We start from the raw sequence: 15923 nt of genomic DNA on the forward strand, positions 1-15923 counted from the left end.
GTTGATTCGGAGAATCGCGGGTCAATCCTTGATGGCGTCTGGGAGATATTTGACTTACGGCTAGGAAAACTATCGAGTCCGTGGTCGGCGGCATGGTGCAGTGTGCCCTACGTTTATCCCGAGTTCTCCAGGTTACTTCCAGCCTATTCACATTCTTTGCCCAGAAGGGGTGGTTCACGTGCGCGTTCGCCTTCGTGCCACGGCTGCCGCGGCGGTTTGCAGTGTCTGCATCTCCGCGTCGGCTTCCGTGCCTACGATTCAATCTCTCAGCGCCAGTCCAGAACAGCACCGGACCGTCTCGACGCAGTCCTATGTGCTGACGTCGAACGAAGGCTCACTGGCGCCGTCGAGCATCGGCTCGCTGGCGACATTGCCCGGCGTGTCCGGTTCAGCCGCGACACCTTTGGCCGCGGCTGCTACTCCGGCTCCGAGTTTGTTCCAGGCGATTCAGCCGGTGTTCACGGTGTTGGGTGGGGCGTTGACGCTGCCGTTCAATATCCCGTTCTGGTTTGTGACGGGGCAGCTGAACGCGGCCGCGAACCAGACCCAGATCAACAACTTTGTGACGGCCATCGGTCAGTTGCCTGGTGTGCCTGCTGCGGTGTTGTCGTATCTGGCGGGTATTCCGTCGCAGACGCTGCCGACCATCCCGTCGATTCCGGGTTTGACGTCGACGGCGGCTGCTCCGACGGTGAAGACGGCTGCGGCTGTCACGCCTGCCGCTGCTACTCCGGCTCCGAGTTTGTTCCAGGCGGTTCAGCCGGTGTTCACGGTGTTGGGTGGGGCGTTGACGCTGCCGTTCAACGTTCCCTTCTGGTACGCAACGGGGCAGCTGAACACGGCGGCGAACCAGAAGCTGATCAATGATTTCGTGACCGCTATCGGTCAGTTGCCTGGTGTGCCTGCCGCGGTGTTGTCGTATCTGCAGGGGATCACGACTCAAACGGCTCCGACCATCCCGACCATCCCGGGTCTCACCTCCCTGGTCACGCCCTCGTCGAAGCTGGTCACGAACTCTGCGGTGGCGCAGTCCGATACCGCGAAGGTTGACGTCGCCAAGTCGGAAGTCACCAAGACCGGAACCGTGGAGGAAGCGGCGAAGCCCGCTACCGCGGCCACCCCGGCGGAGTCGGTGAAGGCGACGACTCCGGCCGAGCCTGCCAAGCCCGCGGAATCCGTCACCCCGGCGGATTCGGTGAAGGCGGCCACCCCCGCCGAGCCGGCCAAGCCCGCGACCCCGGCTACACCCGCGGATTCGGTGAAGGTGACGACCCCGGCTGAGCCTGCCAAGCCCGCGGAAGCCGCCACCCCCGCCGAACCGGTCAAGGTGGCCACCCCGGCTGAGCCTGCCAAGCCGGCTCCCGCTGAGCCTGCCAAGCCCGCTGCCCCCGTCGACGCCGCCAAGCCGGTGGAGTCGAAGATCAATGTGCCGAAGGTCAAGCTGCCCACCCCGGTCACCAAGGTCGGCGAGGTCAGCGGTGGAGTCGCGACGAAGGCCGATGAGTCGGCCAAGGCCGACAAGAGCGAGAAGGCCGATTCCAAGGACACCAAGTCCGACAAGGGGTCCGCGCCGAAGAAGTCTGAAAATGACTCTTCAGCTGCGAAGAAGCCTGAGAGCGCGGCCTCGTCTGCCGGGAAGTCGGAGTCCGCTTCGAGTTCCTCGTCGAGCTCGTCATCGAGTGACTCGCACTCGAGCGCCTCGAATGGTTCCTCGTCCGGTTCCTCGCACAAGGCGTCGTCGGACTAGTCCGCAATCGCAAGCTCAAAGGTCCCCGCGCCCGACATGGCGCGGGGACCTGCTTGTAAGCGGAACTGACATAAGTCAACATCATTGACATGGAAATCGATGGAACCGCGACCCTGGGGTACTTGCTGACCCGTACCGCGACATCGCTGCGCGGCAAGGTGGCGGCCCGTTTGGAGCCGATGGGCCTCAGCCTGCCGGAGTACATCTGCATGCAGATCCTGCGTACCTACCCCGGCATGTCCAACTCCGAGCTGGCGCGGCAGGCGATGGTCACCCGGCAGGCCATGAATGCGGTGCTGCACCGGTTGGAGCAGGAAGGCTTGATCAGCCGTCCGGAGAACGCGGACCACGGCAGGTCGCTGCCGGCCCGCCTCACCCGGCGTGGCAGCACTCAGCTGGACAAGGCGGTTGAGGCCGTGACCGCGGGCGAGAACGAGGTCATGGAGAAGTTGACCGCTGACGAGCGCCGCGCGTTGAAGGCGATGCTGGCCAAGTGCGTTCCGAGCCAACTGCCATGAGACGCGCCGGGTGGCTGATCGCCTTCACCGGCCTGGTGATCGGGTTCAGCGTCTGGCTTCCGTGGTTGCGAACATCGGCCAGCGGTGGAGGCAGGGCCAATGCCATCGGCGGCGCCACCGGATCGGTGGTGCTGCCACCGGGATTCGGTGCGGGACAGATGATCTTGCTGGTTTCGGCGCTACTTGTGGTGGCCGGATGCATGGTGGGGCAGCACATTCTTCACCGCATCGCCCCGATCGCCGCAGGTGTACTTGCGCTCGGGCTGCTGGGGCTCGAATTGCTGTATTACCGCATCAACGTCAAGGTGCCGATTGTGACCGGCTACGGATTCTGGATCGCGATCGCGGCATCGGCCATCGCGGTCGCATTGGCGATTGTTGCCCTGTTGTCACGACCCCAGGCCAGCGAGCAGCAGTGGCACGATTGACCCGTACATCCCGTATTTGACGGTGCCCAGCGTATCCCGGTTCTTGCCTACCAGGGGTGCCACGAAACTCGTTGCGGTGGAAAGCACCTGGTCCTCGGCAACGGCCGCGTCGACGATCTGGTAGTTCAGCGATTCGGATCCGCCGAGCCGACGGCCGCTGGGCATGGTGGCCGATGCCGCCTGCGGCGTCATCTTGCCCTGACACAGCGCGGACATACCGGGAGTGAACGGCATGCCGAGGTCAACCTCTGGCAGGCAGAAGAAGCCGCGATCGGTGCGCATCACCCGGTAGTCACATGCTAGCGCGACCATGGCTCCGGCACCGAAGGCGTGACCATTGACGGCGGCGACGGTGGGGGTGGGGAACACGAGGAAACGCGCCAGAATCTTCTGGACCTCGGTGATGTACCAGCTGAGTTTGTCGGGGTTGGCGCCCAGGAAGTCGACGTCGAGCCCATTGGAGAAGAACTTGCCGCTGCCGGTCACCACCAGCGCCGAGGGGGTTTCGTCGGCAAGCACTTCGTCGAGTAGTGCGTTGATCTGCTCGATATTCGCTGTCGTGAAACGGTTCTCGTCGGTGCCGAGCTCTAGGGTGTAGATGCCTTCGGTGCGCTGCAGGGCTGGCATGTGTATTTACCTCAACTGTTCGAGAGCTGTCGCGACTTGCTCGGGAATGGGGACAGGTGTGCGGGCCTCGGAGTCCACGTAGACATGGACGAATCGGCCCAGGGCGCGGGGAGCGTCTTCGACAACACCGTCGATGACCTTGAACACCGCGAGCTTATAGATCACGCTGGTGCGACCGCGATGCTCCAGAGCCAAGCCGATGGACAGCTCGTCTGGGAAGGACACCTCGGCCAGGTACTTGCACGAGGTTTCGGCCACGACGCCGATGGCGGGCAGGTCGCGAATATCGCACCCAGCGGCCTCCATCAGCCAGCCGTTGACGGCGGTATCGAACCAGGCGTAGTACACGACATTGTTGACGTGCCCGTAGACATCGTTATCGGCCCAACGGGTTTGGTGCCGACGGTGCACCGGGAAGTCGGCTTTGGTGGGCAGGTCCGGTTTGGTCATGGGCGCAGCACCTGACGCACCGCAAGTCCGTCGGCCAGTGCGTCCAGCGCGATGTTGATGTCATCGAGGGGCAGCTCGCCGGACTTCAGCTTTTCCACCGGCAACCGCCCGACGCGCCACAGCGCCAGCATCGCCGGGATGTCCTGCTGTGGTTGTGCCGATCCCATGTAGGAGCCCAGGATGCTGCGGCCCTCCGCGACGATGCTCAACGCGGGCAGGCTGATTCGTGCATCCGGATGTGGCAGACCCACCGATACGGTGCCCCCGCCGCGGCCGGTGAGTGCGTATGCCTGTTCCAGCACGGCGGCCGATCCGACCACCTCGAACACCCAGTCGTGCCCGCCGGGCGCTTCGTCGGGTGCACACGCGCTGGTGGCTCCGAGCTCAAGGGCCAGCTCGCGTTTGGCCGGTACCGGGTCGATGGCCAGCACCTCGCCGGCGCCGGCGGCTGCCGCGGACATCACCACGGCCTGCCCCACACCGCCCAATCCGAGGACCGCGACCGAATCGCCGGGGCGCACGGACGCAGTGTGGGTCACCGCTCCGAAGCCGGTCAGCATGGCGCACCCGAACAGCGCTGCCGTGTCCAGTGGTACGTCTTTGTCGACGACGACCACCGAATTACGGTCCACCACGGCATGATCGGCGAAGCCTGAGACGCCCAGGTGATGCCGGACCTCGGAGCCGTCGAGGCCGTGCAGTCTGGTACCCCCGCGGATGAGGTCACCGCGGCCGTTGGCCGCCGCGGCGTCCGGGCACAGCGCGGGGCGGCCCGACGAGCAGTACCTGCAGGCGCCACAGCTCGGTACGTACACCAGCACCACATGGTCGCCGGGGGAGACGTCGCGAACACCGGGGCCGACTTCGGCGATGACACCGGCGGCTTCGTGTCCGAGTGCCATGGGCACCGGACGTATCCGGTTGCCGTCGACGACTGACAGATCCGAGTGACACAGCCCCGCGGCTTCGATCCGGACCAGCACCTCACCGGGACCCGGTGGGTCGAGCTCGAGTTCAACGACTTTCAGTGGGTGTGTGTCGCGGTATGGCCTTTCGATCGGTGCCGCGTGCAGCACCGCACTACGAATTCGCACAGACCCCTCCATAAATCGCATTGAGCCAGACGTGGAGCAGCGTATCGACCACCTTGCCGTCGTCGACCGCGGGCTGCTGCCCGGTGAAGGTGGCTCGCATCATCGCCTGGTTGATGAGGTTGAGAGCAATGGCGATATCGCGGGCCGGGATGGTGTTCGGCGCGGCGCCGCGAGTGCGTTCGGCCTCAATGCCCAGCGTCGTGTTGGAGACCCAGTTCTCCGTCACTTCGGACCAGCGTTGATCCAGCTCGGGGCTTGTTCCTTGCATGCTGGACAACGCGACGGTGAGGGCCCGGTGAGAACCGAAGGCGTCGAAGTAGGCCTTGATCACGGCGCGCCAGTACTCGGCGGGGCTTGTCATGGCCGCGGGGTTGATCCCGGCGACGTTCGCGTCGGCCTCTTCGATGATTCGCTCGGCCAGCGTGAGGAGTACGGCCTCCTTGGAGGAGAAGTAGAAGTAGAACGTGGGCCGCGAGATGCCGGCTCCACGCGCTAGATCATCGACGGAGATATCCGTCAGTGGGCGTTGCCCCAGCAATTCCTCGGTGTTGGTCAGGATGGCCTGTATCCGCTCGTCCCCGGAGGGGCGCGTGGTTTTGCGGCCTCGCGTTGCCGGTTTTGTCACGTCTACCTGCGCATTCTATAAAGTTATCGACACACTGTTGACTTTCTCGACACTGCGTCGATAGCCTAGCTCTCATGACCGAACATGTCGAGATTGTCATCGTGGGCGCCGGAATCTCGGGGATCGGCATGGCCTGCCATGTCGCCCGTGACCTGCCGGGCAAGGACTTCGTGGTGCTCGAGGCGCGCGAGCGCATCGGTGGTACCTGGGACCTGTTCCGCTACCCGGGCATCCGCTCCGATTCCGATATGTTCACCCTGGGCTTCAACTTCCGCCCGTGGACGAGCACCAAGGGCATCGCTGACGGAACCTCCATCCGTGAGTACGTCACCGACACCGCCCGCGAGTTCGGCGTGGACAAGAAGATCCGCTTCGGTCACAAGGTCGTCGGCGCCGAGTGGTCCTCCGAGCAGGGACTCTGGACGGTGCGGGCCGAGCATGCCGGTGAGATCGTCGAGTTCACCACGCGGTTCTTCCTGGCGTGCACCGGCTACTACAACTACGACAAGGGCTTCACGCCGGAGTTCGAGGGTGTCGAAGATTTCACCGGCCAGGTGATCCATCCGCAGCACTGGCCGGAGGACCTGGACTACGCAGGCAAGAAGGTCGTTGTCATCGGCAGTGGTGCGACAGCCATGACATTGGTTCCCGCGATGGCCGGAACCGCGGGGCACGTCACCATGCTGCAGCGTTCGCCTACCTACGTGGTGTCGCTGCCGTCGACGGACGCGCTCGCGGTGGCGCTGCAGGGCAAGCTTCCGGCGTCGATCGCGTACCCGATCGTGAAGTGGAAGAACCAGATGGTCAGCTTCATCAGCTACCAGACGAGCCGCCGCGACCCGGAGCGCATGAAGGGCATCCTGCGTGCACTCCTGAAGCGACAGCTGCCCGACTTCGATCTGGACAAGCACTTCACCCCGAAGTACAACCCGTGGGATCAGCGGTTGTGCGTGGTGCCGGACTCGGATCTGTTCCGCGCGCTGCGCAAGGGCACTGCCTCCATAGCCACCGACCGCATCGCGCGGTTCACGCCCAAGGGCATCCTGCTGGAGTCGGGCGAAGAGCTCGAGGCCGATATCATCGTGACCGCAACGGGTTTGAATGTTCAGCTGGCTGGCGGGCTCAAGCCTGTGGTGGACGGTGTTCCGGTGAACCCCGCGGACTCGGTGAGCTACAAGGGTTTGATGCTGACCGGGCTGCCGAACTTCCTCTTCACCTTCGGTTACACCAACGCATCGTGGACTCTTCGTGCCGATCTGGTATCGCAGTACGCCTGCCGCTTGCTCAAGTACATGGACAAAGAGGGCCAGACGGTGGTGTGGCCCGTCGAGCCCCCGACTACTGAGCGGCTGCCGTTCCTGGAGGACTTGGTTTCCGGGTATGTGACCCGCGCGGAGAGCGCGGTCCCGCACCAGGTGCCGCTGGCACCGTGGCGCTCGTACCAGAACTACTTCCGTGAGCTGCCCGTCCTCAAGTACGGCAAGGTCGCCGACAAGGGTGTGCGATTCAGCAAGGTAAAGGTCTCGCGTGAGGCCCCCGTTGCAATAGGCAGGTAAATACCTGCATAATGGCCGGGTGCAGCCAGCGCCCGGCCATTCTCATTGGGACATGGTCTTCAAGGCGCTCGCCGACCGGACTCGGCGGGAGCTGCTGGACCGGCTGCATGAACGTAACGGCCAGACCCTCAGTCAGCTGTGCGACGGCGTTCGGATGACGCGGCAATCGGCGACTCAGCATCTGGGCGTACTGGAATCTGCCAACCTGATTACTACCGTGCGACAGGGCCGGGAGAAGCTGCACTATCTCAATCCCGTTCCACTGCATGAGATTCAGGAACGGTGGATTGACAAGTTCGAACGCCCGCGGCTGCGGGCGTTGAGCGCTTTCAAGCAGCGAGCCGAGGAGCCGGAGATGTCGCAACCAACTTTCGTCTACACCACCTACATCAACAGCACGCCCGAGAAGGTGTGGCAGGCCATTACCGACCCCGAACTCAGCGGCCGGTATTGGGGGCACTCGAATGTGTCTGACTGGCAGCAGGGTTCACGTTGGGAGCATCAGCGGGTGGACGGGTCCGGCGTCGCCGACGTCGTCGGCACGGTCGTGGAGGCCGATCCGCCCCGAAAGCTGGTCACTACGTGGGCCGACCCGGCCGGCGGTGCCGACGCTCCCGTATCCACCGTCACCTTCCTGATTCAGCCGTATCAGGACATCGTGCGGCTGACCGTTCAGCACGCCGACCTTGCGGACCCGTCGGAGTACGCCCAGGCCAGCGGCGGATGGGCTGCGGTGCTGTCAAACCTCAAGTCGTTCTTGGAGACTGGGGCCCCGCTGCCTACGGAGCCGTGGACCCAGCCCGGCTAGGCGGCGCGCTTTTCACAGGCCCATCTCAGCAGGGATGTGCATTATGTAGACATGCGTGTACAAACTGACGTAGATCCGCTGCTCCGCCGTCTCCTGGATGAGGGCGATAGGGCGAATCCCTATCCGCTCTATGGAGAAATCCGGGAGTTGGCCAGGACTGGCGCTGTGCGCCCGCAGGGCCTGCCGGTCAGCGTGCTGGCGACTTTCGATGATTGCAATGCCATGCTTCGACATCCGCTGGCCTCCTCGGACGCTCGCCACGCCCATATACGCCAGCGGACGGGTAGTCCGGCGCCTGCACGCGAGCCGTCACTTCTGGGTCTGGACGGGGCGGCCCACGCCAGGCTGCGCGGCCTCGTCCAGAAGGCGTTCAACGCCAAGGTCGTCAATGCGATGACCGAGAGTGTTCAGGTGCTCATCGACGAATTACTCGACAGTGCAGCAGAAATGGGCACATTCGATCTTATTGCCGATTACGCGTACCCGCTGCCGGTGACCGTGATCTCACGGATCCTGGGGGTCCCGCCCGGCGATGAGTCGATGGTGGTTGACACGACCAAGCTGCTCAACGGCTCACCCGGACTCGTGTTCGCTCTCACCGGTGAGGCCCCGGATAACACCGCTCAAGTACAGGCAGATGCGGACATGCGTGCCTATTTCTCGGAGCTGGTTGCCTCGCGGCGACGTCACCCCGGCTCGGACTTGCTGTCGGCGCTCATCGATGCCGAAGCCGGTGGCGATCGCCTCACCGACGAGGAGATCGTCACCATGTGTGTGATCTTGTACCTGGCCGGCCACATCACCACGGTCAACCTGATCGGGAACGCGGCGCTGGCCATGTTGCGTCAGCCGCGGCACTGGCGGGAACTGGGAGCCGACGCGGAGTATGCCTCGGCGGTGGTCGAAGAGACACTGCGTTTCGACCCTCCCGTACAGATGGTCATGCGTACCGCGGCGCAGGACATGACCGCCGGTGCGGCCACCTTGCCGGAGGGGGAATTGGTTTTGATACTTCTTGCTGCGGCACAACGTGATCCGGCTGTCTACGAGGACGCTGACACTTTCCGCCCACGGCGTTCCGATGCCAAACACCTGGCGTTCGGCCTTGGTCCGCACTTCTGCCTGGGTGCCCCGTTGGCGCGGCTGGAAGCAAGGCTCGCGCTATCTGCTCTGACTGCCCGGTTTCCCCACGCCCACATGGTCGCTGAGCCCACCTACACATCCAATGCGGCGCTGCGGGGAATCAGTGCGTTCCCGTTGAGCGTTCGTTGATCCGCCACGGCTAACGCGGACGAACCACGGAGGCTAAGCATCCTGAGCCCGATTCGGGCCCTCTAGACTGTTGTGTTGTGTTATCTGCCACCCCACAGCGTCTGTTTCAGCTGACCGATCCGGCGACAGCTGCCATATGCCGATGGGCGCGGTTGCCATGAGCAAACGCGAGCCGGATCACGATAGGCCGCTCGGCCGTGCCGAGATCGTGCAGGCCATCCTTGCTTCAGCTGCAGAACTCTTCGCCGCGAAGGGGCCTAGTTCGACCTCATTGCGTGATGTGGCGACGCATGCGGCCGTCAATCACAGTTTGATACACCGATATTTCGGTACTAAACAGCAGTTATTGGCCGCCACACTGCAGCATCTCGCCGATAGGGGCGTCGAGCTGGCTGCATCTGGCGAGTTGGACGCGGAGCGCCAGGAACTCGGCGACCTGCACATGCGCGTTCTGGTGCGGTCTGCCCTTGATGGCTATCCGATCGCCGAGCTGCAGGAACGCAGACCAGGAATGGAGTGGGTCCTGGATCAAGCGCGCCCCAACTTTCCCACCGAGCGTGGGGCGCAGCTTGCCGCGGCGCATGCGACGGCGCTGCAGTACGGCTGGCGTCTGCTCGGTCCAGTTTTGCGTGCGGGGTTTGGGCTGGCAGATATGGATGATGAAGCGTTGCGCGCCGAGGTGATCGCCGAGATAGGTCGTACGCTCTCGCTACCGCGAGACTGATTAGAGCCCAGCATATTTGGGCCAAGAGGCCAAGCATCTTGACCGTTTTGTGCACAGTTGTGTACATTCAGGTCGAGATGTTAGGCGAACCCGAAAAAAGCGAGACGGCCAGCAGTGACGCCGCATTGTGGCGTGTGCTGGTTCGTCGGCTGGGTGGCGCGGCAGCGATCTTGCACGCGGCGTTTCCCACGGCGGTGTTCGCGGTCCTTGCGCCGGGAGCTGGATTATTGGTGGCAAGCGTCGCAGCCCTGGGAACTTCCCTGGCGATCGTGTGCTTTCAGATCGCAATGGGCAGGACGGCCCGTGGCGCATTGATAGGGGCCGCTTCCGTGGGTGTTGCGCTACTCGTTGCGTGGGGAATGGGCGATGCGCGAGGCTATTTCGTCATAGGAATCTGGAGAAGTCTGCTCGCGGCGATTGCGGGAACGGTGTCAATCCTGATGCGATGGCCTTTGGCGGGCTGTGCGTGGGGTTGGCTGCTTGACCACGGGACGCGTTGGCGCAGTGTTCCGCCGGCATTCCTGGCGTACGTACTGATGACATTTTCGGGAGTGCTTGCCAATGCCGCGCGATTCGTTGTGCAGCAAGATCTCTACGACACGGACAGCTTGTCGGCGCTGGCTGCGGCGCGAGTCCTTATGGGCTGGCCGTTAGGTGTCCTGCTCATCGTGATCGCTTACCCGTTGTTACGTCGGGCGCACCACGCGATGCGTGTTGCGGGTGACTGAGTCGCAGAACCGGCCAGGTAGGCGCTATGTGCCCACCGAGATCGGTCCGGTCGCGTCATCGGGTGCAACTGGTTTTGGCCCAAAGGGTTTGGGAGTTGGACGCGTGCGCACGTTGAGGGGCCACCAGAACCAGCGGCCCAGCATGGTGGCGATCGCCGGGGTCAAGAACGAGCGCACCACCAGGGTGTCGAACAGCAGGCCGAGGCCGATGGTGGTACCGATCTGGCCGAGCACGCGCAGATCGCTGAAGATGAAGGACGACATCGTTACCGCGAAGACCAAGCCCGCGGCGGTGACGACGCCGCCGGTGCCGGCGATGGCGCGGATGATTCCTGTCTTCAGGCCCGCGCCCGTTTCCTCCTTGAATCGGGATATCAGCAGCAAGTTGTAGTCTGCTCCGACCGCCAGCAAGATTATGACGGCCAGCGGGAAGATGACCCAATACAACGGAATGCCGAAGATGTACTGCCACACCACTACTGACATCCCGAACGATGCGGCCAGCGACAGTGCGACGGTCCCCACGATCACGAGTGCCGCGACCAGGCTGCGGGTGAGGAACATCATGATGAGCAGGATGAGGCCGAGCGAGGCCAGCGCGGCCATCAGCAGATCGTATTTCTGGCCGTCGGCGATGTCCTTGTACGCCGAGGCGGTTCCCGCCACATAGATCTTGGCGTCAGCCAATGGTGTTGCCTTGACGGCATCGAAGGCCGCCTCTTTGATCGCGTCAATGTGTGCGATGCCCTCAGTAGTCTGGGGGTCGCCTTGGTGAGTGATGGTCATGCGGGCGGCCTTGCCGTCCGGGGACATGAACAGTTTCATGCCGCGTTTGAACGCGGGGTTATCGAACGCCTCCGGGGGCAGGTAAAAGGAGTCGTCGTTCTTGGCGTCGTCGAAGGCCTTGCCCAACTCTGTTGCAGTGCGGGTGGACTCCTCGTTTTGGGTATTGGTGCCGTTGTTGATGGCGTAGTTGGACAGGGTCAGGTCGCGGTTCTTTTCTTGAATCGCGACCTGGGGCGGCAGTAGGCCGACCAGCTCGGGCTGTAGCGCGTCGAGCTTGTCGAGGCTCCCGGTGACCGATTGGAGTGCGTCGACGAGTTCGTCGATGCCGTCGAGGGCGTCGAAGATGGATCGCAACGCCGCGCAGAAGGGGATGTCAAAGCAGTGCGGCTCCCAGTAGAAGTAGTTGCGTATGGGCCGGAACTGGTCATCGAAGTTCGCGATCTTGTCCCGCAGGTCCTGTGCGACCGCCACGGTCTGCTGGAATCCCTGGGTTTGTTCATGCGTGATGGCCGCACTTTGTTGTTGAAGTGCCAGCTGCTGTTTCAGCACGGCGATGGTCCGCGTCATCTGATCGGCCTGTTGGGACAGATACAGGGCCTGGTTCTCCTGCTGCGAGAGATTCATCAGCTGGCTGGCACTTGATGCACTGATCTGAAAGGGAATAGAGGAGTGGGTGATCGGTGTTCCGAGCGGGCGGGTGATCGATTGGACCAGGGCCACGCCGCGGGCATGTAGAACAGATTTGGCGACGCGTTCCAGCAAGACCATTCCCGCGGGGTTACGCATATCGAAATCGGTTTCGATCATCAGAAGCTCGGGGTTCAGGCGTGCGACGGAGAAATGTCGCTCGGCGGCGGCGTACCCCACGTTGGACGGAACCGAGCCCGGCATGTAGATGCGGCCGTCGTAAGTGGTTTTGTACCCTGGCAATGCGAGCAATCCAACAAGCGTGACGATGCATGAGACGACGAGAATAGGTCCGGGCCAGCGCACGATTGCGGTGCCGATACGGCGCCAGCCGCGGGTACGCATTGCGCGTTTGGGGTCCAGCAGCCCGAAACGGCTTCCGATTACCATCACGGCCGGTGCCATGGTGAGGGCCGCCGCCAATGTCACCAACACCCCGAGCGCTGCGGGCAGGCCCAGAGTCTGAAAGTAGGGCAACCGTGTGAACGACAGGCAGAGTAGTGCGCCCGCGACCGTGAGACCCGATCCGACGATCACGTGCGCGGTGGACTTGAACATCGTGTGGTAGGCGGCCAGGCGATCCTCACCGGCCGAGCGTGCCTCTTGATAACGGCCGACGAAAAATATGGCGTAGTCGGTACCGGCGGCAATGGCGAGCATGGTCAGCAGATTCGTGGCATATGTCGAGAGGCCAATGACACCCGTATGTCCCAGTGCTGCAACGATTCCGCGGGCCGCCGACAGTTCCACCAGGACTGTTACCAGAACCAGTGCCGTGGTGGTGAGTGATCGGTACACGACCAGCAGCATGATCGCGATAACGGCGAAGGTGATGATCGTGACTTGGGCGGAACCTGCGTTACCTACCTCGAACTGATCGGTGATGGTGGGAGCCTCACCGGACACGTAGGCCTTGACCCCGTCTGGAGCTGGTGTGTCAGCCACAATGCGACGCACGGCGTCGACGGACTCATTGGAAAGCGCCTCGCCCTGATTACCGGCGACATAGACCTGTACGTAGGCGGCCTTGCCGTCCTTGCTCTGGGAGCCGCCTGCCGTGATCGGATCGCCCCAGTAGTCGGCGACGTGCTGCACGTGCTCGCGGTCATCCTTCAGTCGCTGCACCAGTGTGTCGTAGTATTGATGTGCTTCCGCGCCAAGGGGTTTGTCGCCCTCGAGGACAACCATCGCCGAGCTGTCCGAGTCGAACTCGTTGAAAACCTTGCCGATATGCCTCATCGCCAGTGTCGACGGAGCATCGGCGGCGTTCAGCGGGGCGGACCGTTCTTCACCCACCACCTCCAATTGAGGCACGGTGGCGTTGGTCACCGCCGCGATGGCCACCCAGAACAACACAATTGGCACCGCGAGCCTGCGGATGATCCTCGCTGCCCGCGATTCTTGGGCGTGACCGGCGCTCATGCGGACTTGTCCAGGCAGGTGGTGTAGCCATTCACGATGGTGACAGTCCTTTCGTCTTTGACGATGCCGTCGACGGTGATGCGGCAGCCCGTCACGTCACCACTGCCCTGTGCGCGCAGGTCGGCGAACAAGGTGGGGTCGTTGGTCACGAGCTCGTGAGACCAGGGCAGGGCGGCGTTGTCGACGCGATGCGGCTGAGCCATCTCATCGAGGAAGTTGACGGTGGCGGTGCTTCCCGGCGTACCGAAGACCTCGAGAAGGACGCGTTTGGGGTTGTAGTTGGTGTTCTCCATGGCCTCGGTGCCAGGACGTGACAGTTCGATGTTTGAACCGAAAATGCCGTGCAGCCGTGTCACTCCGAAGGCCACTACTGCCACCACGGCCGCCGCGACGACGAATGTCCACCAGCGTTTGAGGAAACTCCAGAACCAGCCCTGCACCAGCGTCCACGCCCTCTCGATAGTCGCTGACCGACTTGTGTAGAACGGTACGGTACCGTACTCCCATGACGAATGGCGTGTCAACGGGGTTGACTAAGGCGGCGAAGAAGCGACAGGCCTCCCAGTGGACGCCGCGCGAGGTGGAGCTGCTCGCTGTCACCCTGCGACTGCTGCAGCAGCATGGGTACGACCGGCTGTCGGTCGACGAGGTCGCCGCGGAGTCGAAGGCGAGTAAGGCGACGATCTATCGGCGTTGGCCGTCGAAAGCGGAACTGGTGCTGGCAGCCTTCATCGAGGGAATGCGTGCGCAGCTGATCCGGCCAAATACCGGTTCGCTACGCGAGGATCTGCTGCAGATCGGGATGAACGCGCTCGCTGACGTTCGGCGCAATACACCCGTCATGCGTGGTCTGCTGATCGAGATTGAGCGAAACCCAGACTTGACCAAGGCATTTCGGACGAAGTTCATCGATCAGCGCAAGTTGTTGCTCGATGACGTACTTACCGCAGCTGTGGAACGCGGCGAGATCGAGGCGGCCGCCATCAATGAGGAGCTTTGGGATCTATTACCGGGGTACTTGGTGTTCCGTTCGTTGATGCCCGTGAGATCGCCGACGGCCAACACCGTTCGCACCCTGGTGAACGACGTCATCATGCCCAGCCTGACCCGGAAGCTCTGAAGCACCGATCTCTGGTTGTGGTGGGGGTATCCATTCGGTGGTGCCGTCGGTGTGTTTTCGGGTGGTCCAGCCGTGGTCGAGGAGGCGGTGATGCGGTGCGCAGGCGAAGGTGAGGTTGTCGATGTCGGTGCCACCGCCGGCGGCCCATTCGCTGATGTGGTGGGCTTGGCGCAGGTATCCGGGGGTGGTGCAATCGGGGTGGGTGCAGCCGCGGTCTTTGGCGTGCAACACGATCCGTTGATCTGCTGAGGCGATGCGTTTGGAGCTTCCTAGGTGTAGGGGGCGGCCGTTGTCGTCGAAGATGCTCAGGTAGTGGTGTGCGTGGGTGGCCATGCGGATGACATCGCCCATGGGTAGCCGGGTGCCGCCGCCGGTAATCGCGATCCCGGCGGCATCTTCGATCTCGGCGAGTGTGGTCGTGACGATGACGGTCACCGGTAGGCCGTGGTGTGAGCCTAGGTCGCCGCTGGCCAGGGTGGATCGCAGGCAGGCCCGCAGGGCGTCGTGGTGGCGTTGGGCCGACGATCGTCGATCGCTTTCGCCGGCTTCGGGTGTGGGTTCCCCATTGACCAGTGGTGTTTGGTCGTTCGGGTTGCATATGCCGGGTGCGGCCAGTTTGGTGAACACCGCATCCAGGTAGGCGCGGGTTTCCGGATCCAACAATCCGGAGATCGGTGACATGCCGTCAAAGCCTTGTTGTCCGATGCTGACCCCACGACGGCGTGCCCGATCGGTATCGCAGAACTGTCCGTCTGGGTTCAGCAAGGCCATCATGCGGTCGGCGCCCACCCGGAGGTGCTCGGGCCCAAACTGTGCGGCCATGGTGACCAGTTGTTGTTCGGCGGCCTCACGGGTCGGCGCATCGACCACCACCGGCAGCTTGTTGAAGAACTGCCGCACGATCCGCACGTGTTCGTCCCCGATCTCACCCCGGGCATAGGCCGCAGCGATATTCGGCAACACTGGCGCCAACGCCTCGCCGGTCACCGCCCGTCGGGGCGCCAACTGTTCGGCATCGGCGATCCGGCGCCGGGCCGCACCCTTGCTGATATGCAACCGCCGCGACAACACATCGGCATGTGAGGTGCCGCCGAGTCCGACCGGTGAGGCTTGGGTAATCACCCTCGGAACTAATCCCAGTCCGGCGGCTCCGAGCCGACGTTGCACCACCTCCAACCGGGCCAACACCACCAACGCCTCAGCAGCGCTCAACGCATCGACCGCATCAGCACAGAAGGCATCAACCGCCGCCTCCAACACTCCAATCGAATGCATGTTCGAACACTAACCTTGCCCACCGACAAGTGGCTCGGGTGATGTGGCGCCAGAAA

The 15923-nt window shown here is 63.2% G+C and carries 16 protein-coding genes; 9 read left to right on the forward strand and 7 right to left on the reverse strand.

Going from position 1 to position 15923, the window contains the following annotated elements; translation table 11 throughout:
• The first annotated feature begins 169 nt into the window (after positions 1–169).
• The 3 genes from AOT83_RS16880 (at position 170) to AOT83_RS16890 (ending at position 2693) form a co-directional block, all read left to right on the forward strand.
• The gene (locus AOT83_RS16880; RefSeq protein WP_082628292.1) at positions 170–1747 is read left to right on the forward strand and encodes a hypothetical protein; all 1578 of its coding nucleotides are present in this window, start codon (positions 170–172) and stop codon (positions 1745–1747) included.
• An 89-nt stretch (positions 1748–1836) separates the two neighbouring features.
• Positions 1837–2265 carry a MarR family transcriptional regulator gene (locus tag AOT83_RS16885; protein WP_030094393.1) on the forward strand — a complete coding sequence of 143 codons (429 nt, stop codon included), beginning with the start codon at positions 1837–1839 and terminating at the stop codon, positions 2263–2265.
• The gene (locus AOT83_RS16890) at positions 2262–2693 is read left to right on the forward strand and encodes a hypothetical protein (RefSeq protein ID WP_057966556.1); all 432 of its coding nucleotides are present in this window, start codon (positions 2262–2264) and stop codon (positions 2691–2693) included. Before AOT83_RS16885 ends, AOT83_RS16890 begins: the two co-directional genes overlap by 4 nt.
• Here the strand turns inward: AOT83_RS16890 and AOT83_RS16895 are convergent.
• Genes AOT83_RS16895 through AOT83_RS16910 form a run of 4 tightly spaced genes read right to left on the reverse strand, consistent with a single transcriptional unit; the run spans position 2655 to position 5489 of the window.
• The gene (locus tag AOT83_RS16895; RefSeq protein WP_046252654.1) at positions 2655–3320 is read right to left on the reverse strand and encodes an enoyl-CoA hydratase/isomerase family protein; all 666 of its coding nucleotides are present in this window, start codon (positions 3318–3320) and stop codon (positions 2655–2657) included. The two genes, AOT83_RS16890 and AOT83_RS16895, sit on opposite strands and share 39 nt — an antisense overlap.
• 6 nt (positions 3321–3326) lie before the next feature.
• Positions 3327–3770 carry a thioesterase family protein gene (locus AOT83_RS16900; protein WP_057966555.1) on the reverse strand — a complete coding sequence of 148 codons (444 nt, stop codon included), beginning with the start codon at positions 3768–3770 and terminating at the stop codon, positions 3327–3329.
• Entirely contained in the window at positions 3767–4864 is a 1098-nt protein-coding gene (locus AOT83_RS16905) for an alcohol dehydrogenase catalytic domain-containing protein (RefSeq protein ID WP_057966554.1), read from the reverse strand. The genes AOT83_RS16900 and AOT83_RS16905 overlap by 4 nt, the downstream gene beginning before the upstream one ends.
• Positions 4851–5489 (reverse strand): TetR/AcrR family transcriptional regulator, encoded by a 639-nt coding sequence (locus AOT83_RS16910; protein ID WP_030094398.1) that lies wholly within the window; start codon positions 5487–5489, stop codon positions 4851–4853. The genes AOT83_RS16905 and AOT83_RS16910 overlap by 14 nt, the downstream gene beginning before the upstream one ends.
• Before the next feature lie 74 nt (positions 5490–5563).
• Between AOT83_RS16910 and AOT83_RS16915 the strand changes: the two genes are divergently transcribed.
• The 5 genes from AOT83_RS16915 (at position 5564) to AOT83_RS16935 (ending at position 10577) form a co-directional block, all read left to right on the forward strand.
• Positions 5564–7045: an NAD(P)/FAD-dependent oxidoreductase gene (locus AOT83_RS16915; protein WP_052525112.1), complete on the forward strand. Its 1482-nt coding sequence runs from the start codon at positions 5564–5566 to the stop codon at positions 7043–7045.
• Between the two features lie 52 nt (positions 7046–7097).
• Positions 7098–7853, forward strand: coding sequence for an SRPBCC domain-containing protein (locus tag AOT83_RS16920; protein ID WP_057966553.1), 756 nt, complete (start codon positions 7098–7100; stop codon positions 7851–7853).
• Between the two features lie 51 nt (positions 7854–7904).
• The gene (locus tag AOT83_RS16925) at positions 7905–9125 is read left to right on the forward strand and encodes a cytochrome P450 (RefSeq protein ID WP_057966552.1); all 1221 of its coding nucleotides are present in this window, start codon (positions 7905–7907) and stop codon (positions 9123–9125) included.
• A gap of 157 nt (positions 9126–9282) precedes the next feature.
• Positions 9283–9849 (forward strand): helix-turn-helix domain-containing protein, encoded by a 567-nt coding sequence (locus tag AOT83_RS16930; RefSeq protein WP_057966614.1) that lies wholly within the window; start codon positions 9283–9285, stop codon positions 9847–9849.
• A 77-nt stretch (positions 9850–9926) separates the two neighbouring features.
• Positions 9927–10577 carry a DUF3159 domain-containing protein gene (locus tag AOT83_RS16935; RefSeq protein ID WP_131726974.1) on the forward strand — a complete coding sequence of 217 codons (651 nt, stop codon included), beginning with the start codon at positions 9927–9929 and terminating at the stop codon, positions 10575–10577.
• Between the two features lie 24 nt (positions 10578–10601).
• Here the strand turns inward: AOT83_RS16935 and AOT83_RS16940 are convergent, their stop codons facing one another.
• Together AOT83_RS16940 and AOT83_RS16945 are read right to left on the reverse strand one after the other, a co-directional pair.
• The gene (locus AOT83_RS16940) at positions 10602–13472 is read right to left on the reverse strand and encodes an MMPL family transporter (protein WP_057966550.1); all 2871 of its coding nucleotides are present in this window, start codon (positions 13470–13472) and stop codon (positions 10602–10604) included.
• Complete coding sequence (locus tag AOT83_RS16945; protein WP_057966549.1) at positions 13469–13912, reverse strand: MmpS family transport accessory protein; 444 nt, start codon at positions 13910–13912, stop codon at positions 13469–13471. The genes AOT83_RS16940 and AOT83_RS16945 overlap by 4 nt, the downstream gene beginning before the upstream one ends.
• A 65-nt stretch (positions 13913–13977) precedes the next feature.
• Between AOT83_RS16945 and AOT83_RS26930 the strand changes: the two genes are divergently transcribed.
• Positions 13978–14592, forward strand: coding sequence for a TetR/AcrR family transcriptional regulator (locus AOT83_RS26930; RefSeq protein WP_078284255.1), 615 nt, complete (start codon positions 13978–13980; stop codon positions 14590–14592).
• Here AOT83_RS26930 and AOT83_RS16950 read toward each other — a convergent pair.
• On the reverse strand, positions 14479–15867 hold the full coding sequence (locus AOT83_RS16950; RefSeq protein WP_057966548.1) for an HNH endonuclease signature motif containing protein: 1389 nt from the start codon (positions 15865–15867) through the stop codon (positions 14479–14481). The two genes, AOT83_RS26930 and AOT83_RS16950, sit on opposite strands and share 114 nt — an antisense overlap.
• Positions 15868–15923 lie beyond the last annotated feature (56 nt).

Source organism: Mycobacteroides sp. H001 (assembly GCF_001440005.1).
GTDB lineage: Bacteria > Actinomycetota > Actinomycetes > Mycobacteriales > Mycobacteriaceae > Mycobacterium > Mycobacterium gwanakae.